The 14,709-nt window shown below is 41.5% G+C and carries 13 protein-coding genes; 8 read left to right on the top strand and 5 right to left on the bottom strand.

Annotated features, from left to right (window positions below; genetic code table 11):
- Positions 1-65: 65 nt before the first annotated feature.
- The 5 genes from PLEUR7319_RS0130150 (at position 66) to PLEUR7319_RS0130130 (ending at position 4,438) form a co-directional block, all read left to right on the top strand.
- Positions 66-1,253 carry a serine hydrolase gene (locus tag PLEUR7319_RS0130150; protein WP_019508963.1) on the top strand — a complete coding sequence of 396 codons (1,188 nt, stop codon included), beginning with the start codon at positions 66-68 and terminating at the stop codon, positions 1,251-1,253.
- Positions 1,254-1,293: 40 nt separating this feature from the next.
- A complete protein-coding gene (locus tag PLEUR7319_RS37205; protein WP_019508962.1) occupies positions 1,294-2,001 on the top strand; it encodes a hypothetical protein in 708 nt (235 codons plus the stop codon).
- Positions 2,002-2,048: 47 nt separating this feature from the next.
- Entirely contained in the window at positions 2,049-3,245 is a 1,197-nt protein-coding gene (locus tag PLEUR7319_RS0130140; protein WP_019508961.1) for a DNA double-strand break repair nuclease NurA, read from the top strand.
- 227 nt (positions 3,246-3,472) lie between these two features.
- A complete protein-coding gene (locus PLEUR7319_RS0130135; RefSeq protein ID WP_019508960.1) occupies positions 3,473-3,994 on the top strand; it encodes a DNA-processing protein DprA in 522 nt (173 codons plus the stop codon).
- Positions 3,995-4,027: 33 nt separating this feature from the next.
- Positions 4,028-4,438, top strand: coding sequence for an MAPEG family protein (locus tag PLEUR7319_RS0130130; RefSeq protein WP_019508959.1), 411 nt, complete (start codon positions 4,028-4,030; stop codon positions 4,436-4,438).
- A 44-nt stretch (positions 4,439-4,482) separates the two neighbouring features.
- On the opposite strand, the gene PLEUR7319_RS0130125 is transcribed toward PLEUR7319_RS0130130, so the two are convergent.
- The gene (locus PLEUR7319_RS0130125) at positions 4,483-5,019 is read right to left on the bottom strand and encodes a metal-binding protein (protein WP_019508958.1); all 537 of its coding nucleotides are present in this window, start codon (positions 5,017-5,019) and stop codon (positions 4,483-4,485) included.
- Between the two features lie 183 nt (positions 5,020-5,202).
- Between PLEUR7319_RS0130125 and tyrS the strand changes: the two genes are divergently transcribed.
- Positions 5,203-6,432, top strand: coding sequence for a tyrosine--tRNA ligase (gene tyrS, locus PLEUR7319_RS0130120; protein WP_019508957.1), 1,230 nt, complete (start codon positions 5,203-5,205; stop codon positions 6,430-6,432).
- A gap of 83 nt (positions 6,433-6,515) precedes the next feature.
- Positions 6,516-7,025: a hypothetical protein gene (locus tag PLEUR7319_RS0130115; RefSeq protein WP_019508956.1), complete on the top strand. Its 510-nt coding sequence runs from the start codon at positions 6,516-6,518 to the stop codon at positions 7,023-7,025.
- A gap of 9 nt (positions 7,026-7,034) precedes the next feature.
- Here PLEUR7319_RS0130115 and PLEUR7319_RS0130110 read toward each other — a convergent pair whose 3' ends face one another.
- The 3 genes from PLEUR7319_RS0130110 to PLEUR7319_RS41725 are packed head-to-tail and all read right to left on the bottom strand — an operon-like array spanning position 7,035 to position 8,901.
- Positions 7,035-7,637 carry a CPBP family intramembrane glutamic endopeptidase gene (locus PLEUR7319_RS0130110; RefSeq protein ID WP_019508955.1) on the bottom strand — a complete coding sequence of 201 codons (603 nt, stop codon included), beginning with the start codon at positions 7,635-7,637 and terminating at the stop codon, positions 7,035-7,037.
- Complete coding sequence (locus PLEUR7319_RS0130105; protein WP_019508954.1) at positions 7,624-8,694, bottom strand: DUF3326 domain-containing protein; 1,071 nt, start codon at positions 8,692-8,694, stop codon at positions 7,624-7,626. Before PLEUR7319_RS0130105 ends, PLEUR7319_RS0130110 begins: the two co-directional genes overlap by 14 nt.
- 30 nt (positions 8,695-8,724) lie before the next feature.
- Positions 8,725-8,901 (bottom strand): hypothetical protein, encoded by a 177-nt coding sequence (locus tag PLEUR7319_RS41725; protein WP_019508953.1) that lies wholly within the window; start codon positions 8,899-8,901, stop codon positions 8,725-8,727.
- Between the two features lie 265 nt (positions 8,902-9,166).
- Here PLEUR7319_RS41725 and PLEUR7319_RS0130095 point away from each other — a divergent pair, with 265 nt between their 5' ends.
- Positions 9,167-10,969, top strand: coding sequence for a M48 family metallopeptidase (locus tag PLEUR7319_RS0130095; protein ID WP_019508952.1), 1,803 nt, complete (start codon positions 9,167-9,169; stop codon positions 10,967-10,969).
- A gap of 205 nt (positions 10,970-11,174) precedes the next feature.
- Here PLEUR7319_RS0130095 and PLEUR7319_RS0130090 read toward each other — a convergent pair whose 3' ends face one another.
- Positions 11,175-14,693 carry an NB-ARC domain-containing protein gene (locus PLEUR7319_RS0130090; RefSeq protein WP_019508951.1) on the bottom strand — a complete coding sequence of 1,173 codons (3,519 nt, stop codon included), beginning with the start codon at positions 14,691-14,693 and terminating at the stop codon, positions 11,175-11,177.
- Between the last annotated feature and the right edge of the window lie 16 nt (positions 14,694-14,709).

The raw sequence follows: 14,709 nt of genomic DNA, 5'->3' as shown, positions 1-14,709 counted from the left end.
TAGTACATTTTACAGTTTAAAAATGACCCTAATATATTTAGGGGTAGACCAGGAAAAGCAAGATTATGACTCGATTGAGAATAAGTCTGACTCCCAAAAAAATTGTCAAGAAAGCTGCTGCTGCTGCTGGATTAATGGTATCAATTACAGGAGTGGCGATCGCCCTCAATTGGACTTTTTTACGTCGTATCATTACTTATCCCGACAATCCGATTACTAAGGTGGATTGGTATCAGCCTTTAGAAACTGTCAAAGGCAACCCTTCCAAGCTACCCAAAGGAACTTCTACTTCAATTCCTCAAGAAAGTCTCAAAGAAATTACCGCCTATGCTGAAGCTGCTAATTCCTCTGCTTTATTAGTAATGCACCGAGGAAAACTTATTTGGGAACGCTATTGGAGAGGATTTACTCCAACTTCCACCTTTAATTCTATGTCAATGTCAAAAACCATTATGGCACTGCTAATTGGCGTGGCGATCGCAGAAGGACATATTGAGTCAGAACTGGAACCAGTCGCCAACTATATTTCAGAATGGTCTAAAGATGAGCGAAGTAAGATTACGCTGCAAGACTTATTATATATGCATTCTGGTCTACGAAATAGTGATAATACAGAGAACTTAGGCTCTGATTTAGTGCAAATGTTTGCTAGTACTGATGCTAATGCCGTAGCTATTAAAATTCCTACTGTTCAATCTCCCAAACAGGTTTTTGATTACAACAATGCCAATACCCAAATATTAGGTGAAGTTTTAGAAAGAGCGACAGGAGAAAGATACGCTGACTATCTCTCAACTCGTCTGTGGCAACCTCTAGAAGCTAATAATGCCAAAATATGGCTCGATCGCCCTCAAGGAAATCCGAAACCTTTTTGTTGTCTATTCGCAACTCCTAGAGATTGGGCTAGAGTCGGTCAACTATTACTTACCAAAGGTCAAGTCAAGGGTAAGCAAATTATTGCCTCAGATTGGCTAGACAAAATGATTCAAGCATCTCCTCTAGAGCCTAAGTATGGCTATCATGTCTGGCTCAAAGCGCGAACAAAAGGAAAAACTGAGGTTTATGATCGCACTGCTTCCCAACCTTTTTTGGCTCAAGATACTATTTACTTGGATGGTAAGTCACGCCAACGAGTCTATGTTATTCCTTCTTATGATCTAGTTATCGTTCGTATTGGCGAACAACCAGAGCAATGGGATGATGCGGTGATTCCGAATACCCTAGTTGGTAGTCTATTAAATAATCAAGAATAGGTGATATTTTTGGTAATCAGTACAAAATATTATTTTGGTAATGGTAGAAAATAAGAGCAAAACAATCAAGGTAGTTGATCGACAGGCAGCTTTAAATGCGATCAAAAACGCCACCGAAAATACATCAGTAATCATCGATTTTGATGAAACGCTCTTGCTCAGAAATTCCACGGCTGAATATATAAATAGTATCCGTCCTCGTTTAGTAGGATTTATTTTAATAATTATTTTGAAAGTTTTTCGACCTTGGGCTTGGCTACCTAAGCCATTTCGTGGGGATAAAATTAGGGACTGGTTTTTGGTTGTCATTCCCACAATATTATTACCGTGGACAATTTTCTTGTGGCGAAAGAAAGTTATCAAATTAGCTCAAGACCATGGTAATTCCGAAATAATTAAAGCAGTAAATAATAATTCTAATTCTCCAATCATTGTTGCTAGTTTAGGATTTAACTTCATCATCAACCCCATACTGCAGCATTTACCAATTAGACATGACCGCTTGATTGGCTGTGGGTTTTGGCAGGGGATGCGCGATCGCCGTAAGGGTAAATTATTAATGATGCAAGAAGCATTATCAGAGTCGGAAATCAAATCAGCGATTCTAGTTACTGATTCGAAAGACGATCTACCCTTATTACAAGTTGTAGACCAACCTTATCTAGTTATTTGGTCACTAGCAAAATATATCGACCCCTTTAGTGATTTTTGGTTGTTTTCTTGGATAAAGAGAATTAGAAATAAATAGGTTGAGCGATCGCACAATTAACTATTAACCATTAACCATCAACAAAAATGCTAGATTTAGCCAAAATAGCCGGACAAATTCCAGGTATCAGCCAGCATATGCATAAGGAGGCGATCGCGTCTCGTCAGAGATTAGAGTCTGCTCAAAAGTTACAACAGCAAGCTGCTAATAGACAGGCAAAATTGATTCAAGAACAAACTGATTTCCGCGATCGCTTATTATTTGCAGCAGCTACTCCCATCGAACCTTTAGATCGCTGTTTTGAGATTCAACCAGCTCCTTACAGTCACAGTGTTTTTGCTACAGATGGTTCACAAATTTCCCCTTCCCATCATGAAATCGCTTATTGTTATCTAATTAACATTGGTCAAATAATGCTCCACTACGGGCAGAGTTTACATCCTTTGTTAGATAGCGTGCCAGAGGTATTTTATAAAACTGAAGATCTTTATGTATCAAAGCAATGGAACATTCGTTTGGAAGAATGGATGGGTTATCGGCGTACGGTTTCAGAAGCTGAAACTTTAGCGGAGATGGCTTGTAATTGGGTACTACCACCAGGGGAACATCATGAGATTCCTAATCTGGCTTTAGTTGATGGTTCGTTAATTTATTGGTTTTTAGATGGTTTACCGATTGAAGCGAGAGATAAAATCCTCCTGCCAATTTTAGCTGCTGGCGAACGACTCAGAAAAACAAATATCCCCATGATGGGCTATGTCAGCGCTTCTCGCAGTACCGAAGGACTCAACTTCTTGCGTTTTCAGACTTGTGAATACGAACATCCTAACTGTGTAGTTAATTGTGGTGATTTAGATGATAAATACCCTTGTCAGAAAATTGACGGTCTACGAGACTCAACTTTTTGGGGGAATCAACTACAACCAGGACAAAGAAGCCCTCTATATCGCAGTAATTTACGCATTCTCGATCTCTATGAAGAATCCCAAAGAGTTTATTTTTGCTATGTCAATATGGGTGTAGAAATAGCTCGCCTGGAAGTTCCTGCTTGGGTAGTAGAAGATCAGACTTTATTTGAGCAGTCTTTAAGCATCGTGATGACACAGGTACAAAAGGGTTATGGTTATCCCGTAGCACTGGCAGAAGCACATAATCAAGCAGTAGTTCGAGGAGGCGATCGCGCCCGTTTTTTTGCTTTGTTAGAACAACAGCTGATTAGGGCTGGTTTACGCAATGTCGGCACATCTTACAAAGAAGCTCGCAAACGTGGCAGTATTGCCTAATATCGCTTTGCTCAAGTGAAAAAGCAAGTATAGCACTACATATAGCACTACGGAAAAATATCAATTACCCAAAGAGCACAATAATAATCGGATTTAGTATTTATAGCTTATAGCTTATAGCTTGTAGCCTATAAATTATAGATAAAGATTTACCAACAGCTATCGCCTTAGATGACTGACATTTGTTACAATTACGGCGTTAAAATAAGATCTAAACTATTCATTCATTGAGCCAACAACCATTAGATACTACAACCCTTAGTGATCCCAGCCTCGATACATTAACTCAAGAGCTAGCAGCTATTCAGCAAACTAGTTCTAAAAGAATCGCTCTACTCGGTTCTCGTCATGTACCAATCATGCACCAACAGCTAATTGAAATGATGAGCTACGCGCTAGTTTTGGGGGGGAATCGGCTGGTTACTTCGGGGGCTATTGGAACAAATTCGGCAGCTATCAAAGGTGCGATGCGTGCTGATTCTAACTTGCTAACGGTCATTTTGCCTCAGAGTTTGTCTCGCCAACCCCAAGAGTCAAAAAAGCAATTAGAGACAGTTGTTCACTTAATTGAAAACTCCAAAAATGATAGTTTGTCTTTGGGTGAAGCCAGTGCGATGTGTAATAGAGAGATTATTGCCCGTTGTCAGCAGTTAATTTGCTTCGCCTTTCATGATAGCAACACGCTTTTGAAAACCTGCCAAGAGGCGGAAGAACAACGTAAAATAGTTACTCTATTTTATTTTGATTAAATAATTTTGATTAATTTGTTAAATTTCTGATATATGAATTTATCTGTCAGTGCAATTCTGCTCTACTCCATAGTTGGGGCAGTCATCTTGGTGTATGTACCTTTTTTAGTTGTTGGCTGGGGTCGATTACAAGCAGGATACGATCAGTCAGCACCCCGAGCCATGTTTGATAAATTGCCGCCCTATGCTCAAAGAGCCACTTGGGCACATCAAAATGGTTTTGAAGCTCTGACGATTTATGGTCTAGCTGCTTTAATGGCTTATGCTACTGGAGTTGATTCCGACTGGGCAAAAATTGCCGCGATTGCCTTTTTGGTAGCTCGTTCGTTATATCCTGTATTTTATATTCTCAATATTCCTATCGGGCGATCGCTCATGTTTGCGATTGGCTCTCTTTCTGGCTGGACTTTATTCGCTTTAAGCATTTTGCAAGTAAGCAATTAATCAATAAATTAATAATTATTAATTGGCAACAGTCTATCGTTTAACTATCGTTTAACTTTTGTTTTAGGTGGCTTTTTTTGGAGGCGATGTTTATGGTGGGAACTAATCAAATCGCTAATAACATGGCTCATTGCACCTAATTCTAGACCTAGGAACAAAGCAATAGTTTCCTCTAAATACTGATGAGTTACTAGGTACAATCTTTGTCGCGCGAAGTCTTGCCAATTCCACGTAAAACCGAAACATAATTGGGCGATCGCCACTCCAAAAATACTGATCGACGCCACAATTAAGAATAAATATAATACTCGAATACAAGTACCAATGATTAGACCATGGGAAAATATAGAGCGATGGCGGAGAAAATTACGGTAGGGGAGCCAGATACCCTTTAAAAGTCCCCAGCGTTTATATTGGATGGAATGAATATCTAAATCAGGTCCAAACATCAAACCACTAAATAAAAATCCTCCAGAGAGAATCAAAGTGACTTCTCCGTTGCGAGTAAAACCATAAGTAATTCCCACTATCCAGGGAAGGGTCCAAAGAGTAATGCGATCGTGTGTGATACCAGAAGGCATATTTTACAGAGGCTTTAGGATTTAAGTCTTTTGCTAGGGTAATGGAATTTTAGGGCAATGAACAGTGAATAATATACAAAATTGTAATTCCTAGATTAAATACAGATAGTCTGATACTTTATTAGTCTGACTGTAATATAGACTGCAAACCGAAATTTAATCTTGTCGAACGGATAATTGGCAATGTCTTCTTTAGATTCAAGTAATAATAATTTAGATTGGTTACAGAGGGGAACAAGTGAGATCTTTCCAGATCGCCAAGACTCTGCCGATCCCGATGAGAATTTGACTCAACGCCTAGCTCAAAGCGATCGCCCGTTACGAGTTAAGCTAGGCATCGATCCCACAGGTACGGATATTCATCTGGGTCATAGTATTCCTTTCCGTAAATTACGCGCTTTCCAGGATGCAGGTCATACAGCAGTAGTAATTATTGGTGATTTTACCGCTCAAATTGGCGATCCCACAGGTAAATCTGAGGTTCGTCGTCAATTAACCGCAGAGGAAGTAAAAGCTAATGCTCAAAGTTACTTAGATCAATTACGTCCTATTTTAGATTTTGATACTCCAGGACGTTTAGAAATTCGCTATAACTCTGAGTGGTTAAGTAAATTAGACTTAGCCCAAATTCAAAACTTGCTGGCGACGATGACCGTGGGGCAAATGTTAGCTAAAGAAGGCTTTGCTGAACGCTACAAACAGGAAAAACCGATTTTTCTCCATGAGTTTTTGTATCCTTTGATGCAGGGTTACGATTCTGTAGCTGTGGAAGCAGATGTAGAGTTAGGAGGAACTGACCAGAAGTTTAATATTGCAGTTGGCAGAGATTTACAAAGACGCTTTGGTAAACAGACTCAGTTCGGTTTGTTACTGCCAATTTTGTTGGGTACTGATGGAGTACAAAAAATGTCTAAATCTTTAGATAATTATGTTGGACTCCAAGAAGATGCTCTTTCTATGTATTCTAAGTTAGAGAAAACTCCAGATAGTCTACTTAAAGATTATTTTGAATTACTTACCAATATTGATCTGTCAGATTTGCCTGATAATCCTAGAGAAGCACAGAAACTACTAGCGATTGAGGTAGCATCACAGTTTCATGGTCAGGACGCAGCTTTAAAAGCCAAACAAACTGCGGAGCAAATTGTGCTTCAAGGGAATACCGCAGGTGGCGAAAACATTCTCGAATATTCTTTATCGTCGGTGCAGTTTCCTGCCAAGCTATTTTACATCTTGGGTGCTAGTGGCTTATGTAAAAGTAGTGGTGAAGGTAGAAGACAAATACAGGGAGGGGCAGTTCGTTTAGAAGGCGATCGCCTTACTGATGTTAATCTTACTTTTGATTCGGCTGATGATTTAGCCGGAAAAGTGTTACAAGTAGGCAAGAAAAAGTTTATTCGCTTAGTTTCCTGAGAAATAATTAGTAATTAATAGTGAGAATTGGTTTTTTGCAGTTGTGGCAATCAAGTATGCTGGCGATAATGGTCATTTTTATAATGCCAATTGAACTAGTTAGCAGTGAAGTTAACCATTCATCAGAAGATAGTTTTGTATGTCCTGACAATCTTCAACAATTAACTTCTTTATTGCTCCAAGATTTACCTAGCTATAGTAATAGAGTAATTCAAAGAACTCAACCAAAAAACAGACAAGCAGGAATTAGAAACTATATTATCACTGCTAGCCAAGCGGAATTTGAACCTCTAAATTTACCTCATATCCAATACAATTCTATTAATGCCCAAAAACCAGAACAAGTCTTTTTTACAGTTTTAGAGAGACAATATAACAACAACAAAATAACTAAAATTCGAACCTATTATTGGCTATTTTTAACTCAAACTAGTGATGGTTGGCGCATGGTAATGATGTTTTCTCGTTTTGGTAATTCTAATACCAATAACCCTCCTACACCACCAATAGAAACTAGCAACGGTATTATTGGTCGCGGAGTTCAACTGTGGTTAAAGGATTGTCGTGCAGGAACAATTAGAGCCTCAAATTAAAACCTTAAATTAATCATCAGGGCTTACTTGTTGTTTCTGCCGATTGTTAATCTTCCATAGTGAGCTAGAAACTAGATTAGTAATAACATGAGCAATTACCGGAACAACTAAATTACCAGTAACTAAAGCACAATATCCTAGAGCAAAACCAACAACAGTAGCCCAAATAACATAGGGCCATTGCCCTGAGCCACTAAGATGTAGAATCCCGAATAACACGCTAGAAACAATTACCGCAGCCATATTTAAACCTAAGGCTGGTAACATTACCCCGCGAAATAGTAATTCTTCACTCAATCCTGGTAACAGCCCTAGCCAAATCAGATCAGTCCAAATTAAAGGTTTGATTACTAGCTCTAAATACACTTCGGCACTACGGCGATAAGCTGGCCACAAGCGGTAAACAATACCACTGGTAACTGAGATTCCCAATGCCAAACCGAAGCTCCACAACAGGGCTTGAGAATTAAACTCTACGGATAATAGTTTAACTCCTCCCAACTTTTGCCAAATTTTGGCAACCATCAACAGGAAAATAGCAGTTATACCCATGAAAACTAAAATCTGGGTACGACTGAGGGGTTCAAATTCGGAATTATTAGGATTTGCCACTGTTTTCTGATAAACGACGAAGGGAAGATAGGTCAGGATTTAAAACTCGAAAATCGATGCCAGCCCTCTGAGCTACTAACACACCTAGTGCTTCTAAGTAGGAATTGACTGTAATTACTTTAATACCTAAAGGCTCTGGAGGAACATATATTTCAGTCGAGTTGTTTGTCACTGCAATAATTTGTGTTGAAGAGTTACTAAGGCTCAAAATACCGCTACCACCACAAGCACTATAGGGCACGATCGCTACATTAACTGAATCTGCCCACATGACCTCTGGAATTGACGATTTAGTCTCTGTTATGAATTGTGGCGCGCGACTTAAGCCAACGATAACACAGGGTAAAAACGTATATCCTAGTTCTTCTGCCGCTGCACGGGGAGATATATCAGAATCAACGGCTAAAGGTTTCAGTGCGGGAGCATGAGCAGCGGGAATTTGAAAATTACGCACAATTAAGTGTGAAATTACTGCTTCTGCCCCTGCTAGGTGATCTACTCCTTCGCCATGACGATAGTTTTGTAATTCTGGACTATCCTCGTCATCGGGGAAACGAGCTACTACAGCGATCGCTTCTGCTCCTGCCTGACTAATTAGCTTCTCTGCTGCTCTAAGTAAACTTCCAGGATTACCGATAGTCCCCCAGCTGGCACCAGAATCGGCGGTACGTAATTCAACTGCTAATGGAGCATCAGTAATTACATAATCAGTTAAATTTAGCCCTAAGGTTGCCCTAGTAGCATCGGCGGCTTGGATATGTCGTAGTCGCAATTCAGGTTCGATACCTCGATCAAGTAGCAAACCGACCTTATTTTGCCTTACGGGACGCAAGCCCCATTGGTTGGCAGCAAACCGATCTAAGCCATAACCTTCGACATAGTAAGTATTATCTAACGGCCAATAAAGTTGCGCTCCATTAAGGACATTGGGATGAGTAATCAAACGATCACCCATATGGGCGATCGCGCGGGCGACGGGGAGAGCATCTCCCGCATAGCCACCGATTGCCGCTCCTACTCCTGTGGGAACAATCAGAACTACAGTAAACGGGGACATATAGTAACAATTAGTCTGGGACTAATAAAATCAACTTTCGCGCGTAACAATCGCTTCTACTGTCGCTTTCTGTTTTTCCTTGTCTACCTGAGTAACAGCCCAGCGTAGAGGTTCACCCTCTTTTTCCAGTTGTGATTCAATTTCTTGTTGCAGTTTTATCGGAGTTTCCTGTAGGTCAATTTCGGCAGTAATAAAGTGGGTAGTCATTGATTCTCTAGTTAGCTATCAGTTATGTATCTTCTAATCTAAAATGTGCAGATTGTAAAATATAAGGTAATAGTTAATATTTTTTGATTATTTATTAAGTGTTTGTCAGTTTTCTCAACAAACCCAAATAACGACCTACTATTTAACTACAGTTGTAATTAAAATTATAGCTGACATCTAATTTGATGGGTGTCTGGGGAGTTTGTTGAACTTCTATCAAAGGAATGATCAACATAATAATACTCTAAAATTATGAGGCGTTTTTATGAAATCTCTACATCTATGCTTAATATTTTTAAATATTTGGACTATTCCTAGTCTAGCCATAGGAGAACAATTATCTGTTAGTACGAATATTAAAATTAATGATCGAGCTAATCACATTTACTCTTTAGCAGCAGAGTCAGAAGAAACTGTTGATCGAGAAATTAAGGTAAATTCAGACTCTGAAACTGAAGAAAATTCTGAATCAGAACCAGCAGAAACAACAAATGAAGATGATTCTGAATCCGAAAAGCAAGAGAATTCTAAATCCGAAACTACAGAACAAGTTAAAGAAGCAACGCCAGAAGAAATTGCTCGCTTAGAAAAATTTGCAACAGCAGATCGACTATATCTAGCAGGAGATAAAGCTGGTGCTGCCAAATTATATCGAGAGGTTAAAGAAGTATGGCCAATTGAACAGGAAAAGGCTACTGAAAAAGACGAAGAGACTCCTCAAGTCTTTGATAATCCTGCTGAACTTAGCCCGGCAGGAAAAGTATTTTGGCGCAACTATCAACAGGGAAAAAAACAACAGCTTGAAACTAAAATTCTTAGTTCCTTAAAGTTATTAACCACTAAAGAGCCTCAGTTTATTCCTGGTCATATTCACTATGCAGAAATGCTCAAAATGTATGAACGACCAGCAGAGTCGACAAAAGTTTTAAATAGAGCAGTCAATCGATATCCCAATGAACCAAAATTGCTTCAAGCTAAGATCGATGCCGATATCGCCGATGAGAAATGGCTTGATGCTTCTATCTCGGCACGTCAGTTTGCTTTATTTAACCCTGATTCGCCCGAAGCAGAAAAATTTGAGCAGTTAGCTGATGAATACCTAGCACAGTATCAAAGTAATTTGCGTTCCAAACTAACTTGGAACGCTATCGGTAATGCGATCGCCGGAACAGTTGGTTTTGCTTTAACGGGAAATTTATTTGGACCAATTTCAGCCATAGACACCACTGCTACTTTACTTCGAGGAGAGTCTGCTGTGGGAGAAGCTACCGTTAAGCGAGCAAAGAAACAATTGCCACTGATTGAATCAGAAGAGATCGTAAAATACGTTGAGCAAATTGGTCAAAAAGTCGCTACTGCATCAGGAAGAGATGAATTTGATTATGAATTTTATATAGTAATGGACGATCGACTAAATGCCTTTGCTCTTCCAGGGGGAAAAGTGTTTGTCAATGCTGGTGCAATTATGAAGACGGATTCTGAAGCCGAGTTAGCAGGACTATTAGCTCATGAAGTTGCACATGCAGCCTTATCCCATGGTTTTCAGTTAGTTACTCAAGGTAATCTGACCGCTAATGTCGTTAGCTATATTCCATATGTAGGGAGCACAGCTACCAGTTTGATCGTTCTAAACTATAGTCGCGGGATGGAAAAACAGGCAGATACTTTTGGCACCAAAATTTTAGTTAATGCTGGCTATGCTGCGGATGGAGTCCGTAATTTGATGGTTAAGCTCCATGAATCCCATGCAGATGAAGATAATCCTGAGCCACCCGCCTGGCTATCCACCCATCCTAATAGCAAGCAGAGAGTAAGCTACATGGAGAATTTAATTGTGGAGAATAATCTTAACCGCTATGCATACGAGGGAGTAATTCGACACCAAGAAATCAAAAAGCTAGTAACGGCACAGTGGAAAGAGTACGAAAAGTGTGTTGAGGAAGTAGATGATATCGAGGGAGCTAAAGAATGTGCTGGTAATAAAAATCAAGAAGAGAAGTTAGAAGAAAATGATTCCCAAAATGAAGAAATTGAAATCAATGAATCTCAAAAAGAGCAAAGCTCTTAGCCGTTAGCTCTTGGCTATATTTTTTGGTGATAATCTAAGGAATAATCCGATAACGTTACTCAAGATTGGCATTTTCCTATCTTGAGCTTCATCTTAGTTCGTAATTGATCGTGCAAACTGGGCCGAGAAAAAGGCGATCGCCAATCTCAAATTTAAAAAGAGCGATCGCGATCTCCAGTATCTGAGAAACAAATCTTAGATATGTTTACCCTGGGCGATCGCAGGTTGCTCCCAATGTTCTAAGAGTAGCTTGTTGCGCTTGAGTGATGCCAGTGATGCCAGTGATGTTCATCCCTTCATAAGGTCGTTTTGCCCTCAGCGTCTTTAGGCACTTACCCGTCTTGACATCCCAAATCTTAATCGTCTCATCAGCACCACAACTAGCCAGAGTTTTTCTATCTGGACACCAAGATACAGACCAGATTACAGTTTGATGACCCCTGAAGATATTGAGACACTCTCCACTAATCGAATCCCATAGCCTCACTGTTTGGTCACCAGAACCACTGGCTAAGGTTTGTCCATCGGGACTCCATGCCACAACCGAAACATAATTGTTGTGTCCAGACAAGATCTTCAAACATTCCCCATTACGGGGATTCCAAAGCCTCACTGTCTGATCATGAGCTCCACTGGCTAGGGTTCGTCCATCGGGACTCCATGTAACGGCTGGGACTCTATGGTCATGTCCTAGTAATATCTTTAGGCACTGACCGCTAAGAGAATCCCAAAGCCTTACCGTTTGGTCACCAGACCCACTGGCTAGAGTCTGCCCATCAGGACTCCATGCTAACGACCAAACGCAATCGCCGTGTCCCGACAAAGTTTGGAGACATTGACCAGTGTTAGGATTCCAAAGTCGAACTGTTTGGTCATTAGACCCACTGGCTAGAGTTTGCCCATTAGGACTCCATGCTACTGACCAGACCCAATCATCATGTCCCGACAGAGTTTGGAGACATTGACCGCTAAGAGAATCCCAAAGTCGAACTGTTTGGTCACCAGACCCACTGGCAAGAATTTGCCCATCAGGACTCCATGCTACTGAGCAGACCCAATCATCATGTCCCGACAAAGTTTTGAAGCATTGACCAGTGTTAGGATTCCACAGCCGAATCATTCGGTCGGAGGAGCCACTTGCCAGGGTCTGCTCTTCTGAACTCCACGCCACTGACCTCATTGAATTGGTGTATCCTTGCCAAGTTCTTAGACATTGACCAGTGCTGGAATTCCATAGCCGAACCGTTTGGTCATCACTACTACTAACAATGATTTGGTTATCTGGACTCCATGCTACTGATATAACCCAACCGCTGTGTCCCGACAAAGTTTTGAGGCATCGGCCACTGAGAGGATTCCACAACCGAATCATTCGGTCGTAGGAGCCAGTTGCTAAAGTCTGGCCGTCTGGACTCCACGCTACTGACAGAACCCAATCGCTATGTCCCAGTAAAGTTTTGAGGCATCGACCAGTGCTAGGGTCCCACAGCTTCACTGTTTGGTCTTCACTGCTACTGGCAAGGATTTGCCCATCGAGACTCCATGCCACTGACCAGATCCAATCGCTATGTCCCAGTAAAGTTTTGAGGCATCGACTAGTGCTAGGGTCCCACAGTTTCACCTTTTGGTCAGCAGACCCACTAGCTAGGGTTTGTCCATCGGGACTCCACGCTACTGACTTCACTGAATTACTGTGCCCCAGTAAAGTTTTCCGGCATTGACCGGTACTAGGGTTCCACAGCTTCACTGTTTGGTCAGCAGACCCACTAGCTAGGGTCTGACCATCGGGACTCCATGCCACTGACCAGACCCAATTGTCATGCTCATCCAAGGTTTTGAGACATCGACCAGTGCTAGAGTCCCACAGCTTCACTGTTTGGTCATGAGACCCACTGGCTAAGGTTTGTCCATCGGGACTCCACGCTACTGAAAAGAGCCAACTGCTATGTACTTGACAAGTCCAATGGGGTTGACCATCTGCGACTTGCCACAGGCGAATCTCGCCCTTATTATCTCCTGTTGCTAGGAGTTTGCCATCGGGACTGAAGGCTACACATAAAACAGTGCCAAACGTTGCTGTGAAAATGGAGTTAGTGAGATCGGCATGGGCAAAATTAATTCCCTGTAGTTCGACTTGTTGCAGGCAAGCGTGCCAGATACTCAAACCAGAAAAATCCAAGTCAGTCAAATCTAATCCCAGGTGTAGACAGAGGTTAATCAGATTGCCACCACCATAGTTAGATAAAGGATTGTCGATTTGTCGCAAGGTTTGTAGGAGGTTCGACACTTGCTGTTTGAGAGCAGTTACCGCTCTAAACGTTTTTTCCCATTCCCTAGCAATCGGGTCGAGAATGAGTCGCACTTGAGCGTCACGCACGTATTCTTTGACAGTAGTTTTAAGCAAAGCATGGCGGGTAAACAGATCGAGTTCACCAGTGGTTAATTCATTGACGATTTGTTCAATTAGGCGATCGCCGACATACTCCATCACTACAGGCTGCTGAGTATAGCAACCTTCTTGCTGCTCAATCAGGTTTCGCCAGCACAAGGCTTCTAATCCTTCCAATAAACGGCTTCGCGGCACTGGAGGCATTAGATCTTCTCGCAATTCTTCTACCGTCGTCCATTCGCGATTTATCGCTAACCAATACATCAGAGTTTGTTCTAAGAGAGAGAGGCGAACAAATTGTTGATCGAGAAGTTGGCGCACCCCGTTGAATAGCACCGTTCCTTGAGCCAGGAAAGTAGAAACATTGCTGTCAAATAAGTCTTGGATAGAGGTGGCAGCAATCTTGAGTGCCAGAGGGTTGCCTCCATAGATATCGATTAGAGTTATTCTTTCTTCAGCAGAACCAAATAAACCTTTTGCGGTTAGTAAAGCATCGGCTTCTGCTTGCAAGCCAGATAAACAGAGCGATCGCACGGGTAATTCTATCCCTTCCTGACTGGCGATTACTCCAGGTTTTTCGCGACTGGTAATCATCAGGCAACTTCGATGGGACATTTCTCCCACTAGTCGAAGTAATTGACCGTAGTCTTCATAGCCCGCTCGAAATTGACCTGGCTGCTGAGGCTGCAAAATTGCTTCGAGGTTATCGAGAATTAGTAGGAATTTTGAAGCACGCAGATAATCTAGCAGGTATTTTAGCTCTGGGCGAATTTCTTGTTGGTTAGATATCAGAGGCAGGATTTGAGTTAATAACTCTTCTAATGATGGAGCGTTGCGGAGGCTGCGCCAGATAACACAATCAAATTGTTCTTGAATCTGCTGGGCTAATTTCACTCCTAAAGCGGTTTTGCCAATGCCACCGATGCCTAATAGTGCCACAAGACGGCAATTATCTCCTAAAATCCACTGGGTCAAAGTCTGGAGTTCGTCAGTCCGTCCCAAAAAGAAAGAGACATCGGGAGCTTCTCCCCAGTCGGTGAGATTTTGAATTGGCAGCAATGAGTGCTGACGAGCTTGATACCGTTCTAAGGCTTGTCGAAAGTTAGTTTTACTGACTTTTTCCCCTAATGCTTTCGAGAGTGACCGCCAGAGTTTTGGACCCACATCCCGCTTAACATAGCTCACCGAGTAGCCAGATTGCTCGGCAATTTGTTCGTAGGTATAATCGGCGATCGCACCTGTAACGATAGCAGTTTCTACGTCACTGAGATATCGGTTAGCCATAGCAAAAATGGCTGCATTAGCAGTATCAAATATCTCCTCTGATTCCAACACGATCCTTCTTCGAACA

It is taken from the genome of Pleurocapsa sp. PCC 7319 (assembly GCF_000332195.1).
Lineage (GTDB): Bacteria > Cyanobacteriota > Cyanobacteriia > Cyanobacteriales > Xenococcaceae > Waterburya.
The sequence above is the reverse complement of the archived record's forward strand: the minus strand, read 5'-3'. Positions and strand labels throughout refer to the sequence as shown.